Origin of the sequence: Myroides sp. LoEW2-1 (assembly GCF_009767705.1) — a bacterium.
In the GTDB taxonomy this organism is placed as follows: domain Bacteria; phylum Bacteroidota; class Bacteroidia; order Flavobacteriales; family Flavobacteriaceae; genus Flavobacterium; species Flavobacterium album_A.
On sequence record NZ_WSPP01000308.1, the window covers coordinates 1 to 3,969 of the forward strand.

Annotated in this window: 1 protein-coding gene; it reads left to right on the top strand. The window is 35.3% G+C overall.

From position 1 onward, the window contains the following. Positions 1 to 46: 46 nt before the first annotated feature. A complete protein-coding gene (locus GOQ24_RS14990) occupies positions 47 to 3,898 on the top strand; it encodes a hypothetical protein (RefSeq protein ID WP_160340053.1) in 3,852 nt (1,283 codons plus the stop codon). Positions 3,899 to 3,969 lie beyond the last annotated feature (71 nt).

Genomic DNA, 3,969 nt, shown 5'->3' on the forward strand with positions numbered 1-3,969 from the left:
GAAGAGATTTTTTACTGTAATTGTTTTACTGTGCTCCCTCTGGAGTATGGGACAAACTCCCGGTGGTATTAACGGAGTTACGGTTGAGTATTGGTTAAAAGCAGGTGAGCTGTTACCAACTTTACCAGAAGATGAAGAAGATGTAACAAATTGGAATGACGTTTCTGGGAATAATAGACACTTTGTCTCTCCAACAGCATTTCACCCTCGATTCGTTAAGTCTGCCATGAATTACCAACCTGCTGTTGACTTTTATTTTTTGGATGAGGAAGATGGAGGGAATGAAAAGAATAATAAACAAAGAAAGCTGGAGAGTATAAGTGACTTTGTTGTAGATTCTGATAGATCTTATTTTGTAATCTGGATATCGCGATTAGATGAGGAACATATCAGTAAGGATGCTTCAGTATTTGCTTTTACCGCTGGTATTAATGATTTTTTTGGATGGAATAGGAAGAAAGAACTCTTGTCTAATGTAAGAGGAGCGTTATATGCTTTTTCTGGGACTGACACTCGTAAATATGGAATAGGGATGTCTTTAATTCCCAATAAAACTGGTAGCACTGCTTTAGAGCACACTTTTTACCTCAATGGAGAAATGAGTAGCACAGGTGCTAAAAAAACGCTTTATAATAGAACAGGTAAGAGTGTCTTAGGTAAGCAAGATGGTGGAAATAGTGATAGTAATCCTTTTTTTGGTGAGGTAATGGAGGTTATTGTGATGTCCAAGCCTGCAGGTAGTAATGGTGTCACTCTAACTGCTGATGAAATTAAAAAGATTAATTCTTACTTATCCTTAAAGTATGGTTTAACTTTAAATAGCAATTCACAAAAGGATTATATACTATCAGATGGAACATTAATATACAATAGCATTTTGCCTGGATATAATGAGTTTGGGTTTGATATTTTTGGACTTGTTAGAGATGACAATAGTGGACTGTATCAAAAGCAATCCATGAGTACTGACCATCCAATTATGGGTGCGTTTCTGGGGGAATTGGCTGAGACTAATGACGAGAATACTTCGACTTTAGATAATAACGTCGCTCTTGTTTTTGGAGGAAACGGAAAAGAAGGAAACAGCTCCTATAGCTATAAAGCTGGAACAGCATTTATGAATTATACATTAAAGATAAATACTGATCCTGAAACAGGCGTAGTACAAGAAGAGCGTTTGTCATCTCTTGAAAACTATGTTTACCGTGCTAAATTAACAGGTAAGAGCTCACTGACTGTTAATTTTACTCCTAATAAAGGACAATGGATACTTGTAAGTGAAGATCCGTCTTTTAATCCGTCTACGACAAAGATATATAAGATAAAAGGTGGAGTTGTTAAAGATGTAGAAATCAAAGATGGCGATTATATTGGCTTTACTTATTATCTTCAAGCTCCAGGAGGAGTAACTAATGGCCTTCGTATGTGGTTGAATGCATCGGAAGAATCAACAATAGTTACCAATGAAAAGGGAGAAGTATTAATTTGGGAAGATTATGCAGGTTTAGGTACATCTTATAAGAGAAGGACTGCAAATAAAGCTTCAGCTGTTTACTTAAAAGCAGAAGAAAGAACAAATTATCACCCAACATTGCGATTTGATAAAGAGAATGATTATTTAATCACTGATAAGGCCCCAATGTCTGTTGCAGCACCAAGTAAAGTCTCTTTTTATACTGTTGTCAACCATGACTTCGCCTCAACAAGATCATATTTTATTGGTTTTGGTAGACAAACTTATGGAACGGATGGTAGAAGACCTGCTTTTGGTGTGTATAGAGATGGCTCTGAAGGAAAAGGACGTATAGGGTCTACAGGTCTTAGTAATACTAAAGGAAAACTATTTAACCCCGGTGCAACAACTATTGCAGGGTATATTTGGAATGTAGGAAGTGATGTTACCTTTGAATTTGATGCTCACGCAGAGAATGTAAAACATACTTATGATAATATTTTGATGAATGGACCAGGTATGCTTGGTATGGGAAGTTCTTCTAAAACATATTACTTGCAAGGAGTTATGCCTGAAGTTGTTGCCTATGAGACTATATTAACACAAAATGAAAGAGATAGAATTAATTCTTATTTAGGTTTAAAATATGGAATTACTTTAAAGATTGACAAAGCTTCTGTAGGTAATAATTACGAATATTTATTCTCTGATGGAACATCTATTTGGGAAGGGAATGATGCTGTTCACAATCAATATCACCATAACGTTGCTGCTGTTTTACGCGATGACGATGCTAATTTGAATAACCGTCAATCAAGATCAACTGACGTTGGTGCAATTGTACATATGGGAGTTGGAACAAAATTGGGTATTGATCCTGAATTAGATAATATCAAGCAGAATAAAACTTCAATAAGTTGGGGACACAATGATGGGTCTTTTGCATTGCATTCTTTTGCTGGGAATGATGATGTTTGTGGAGAGATGGACAGTCGATTAGAAGGTAGAATATGGCTTGTGGATAACGAGAGTTTTGATCAATCTATCATGGTTGCAGCTCACGGTCCCACGTTTCCATTCAACGGTGCTAATTACAAAGTTTACTTACTTATAGCTGATAGTGCAGAAAAGTTGATAGACAATAAGTGGGATCGCATAGTTCCGATGTTCTATAATAATGAAATGCACGTAGCCAATTATAAATTCACTGATGAATACACATATTTTACTTTTGGTGCTAAACAAGTTGGTACATGTGAAGGATGTGAATTCGAAGGTGTTAAAAAATTAGACTTTACTAAAGCTAATTGGAAAACTAAAGGCGATAAAGGACCTAAAGTGTTTGATTTAGGCGATGGGTTTAAAGTGAATATGAATATTATTGATTCAAGCAATAACTTGAATCGAGGTTATCCAAGAACATCTTCTTTAAAAACACTAAGAGAGAGTAGAAGAGGTGGGGCTGAGGTTACAACTGAAATTACATTTACTAACCCAGATGGAAATGAAGCGGCTGCTTCTGCTTCTTTTGAATTGTTTGATATTGATCGTACAGGTAGAGTTGTAGATATTGTTCAAGTGATAGGTTACTGTAATGGATCACCAGTTTATCCAAAGTTAAATTACACTTATAATAAACCAGATCGAAGTCGTTATAAAACTGATAATTCAGGAAATGCTAATGCGAAAAGACAAGGAGAAGGTTATAGTGGAAACTCCTCATATACTAATAAACGAGGTCGTGTATTTGTGGAGTTTGAGAATCCTGTACAGAAGATTGACATTGTTTATAAATCGCAAAGTAGTTCAACGACTTATCCAACTAGTTATATAGGTATTGGACCAATGGAGTTTTATTGTCCTGCACCTCTTCCTGAGCCTAATGAGGATGGTTTAATATTTGTTAAACAAGGTACTGCTGAAGTTTTACTATGTGAAGTAGTAGATTATACTTTTAGGTCAGTTAATACGAATTGTGCTCCTAAAGAAGTTAATTTTACTGATACTTTGCCAGAAGGTATGGTTTGGGTGAATAATTCTTTCTCTGCAGGAGGTGTTGATTTGGATGATGCAAATATTACTGGTTATGGTACAAGAACTTTAACTGTAAACGGTTTAATGGTACCTGGTGGAGGTAGTCTTTATACTTTTAGAGCTAATGCTATTTTTGAAGAAGATGCTTTAGCTGGTACATATGAGAATAGAGCAACTATCGATTATGATCGATTAGGAACTCCTGTCACCCTTCAGAGTACTGATAGATTAACAGGAAAAGATATGACGGAAACCATAGCTTTAGATTCAGACAGACCTAAACAAATATTGACAAGTTTTACTACTAATAAAGGTTGCTTTACTTTGGATAAGGAGATCGAAGTTTTATTAAATATTGATAATCCAAATGATTTTGATTTGTATCCACGCGAGCAACCACATATTTCATAAGCTAACTTAAGGTAGTAAGTTTGTTTCAAATAATAAATAGATGAGCAAACAAGAAATAATGTATTCTCATG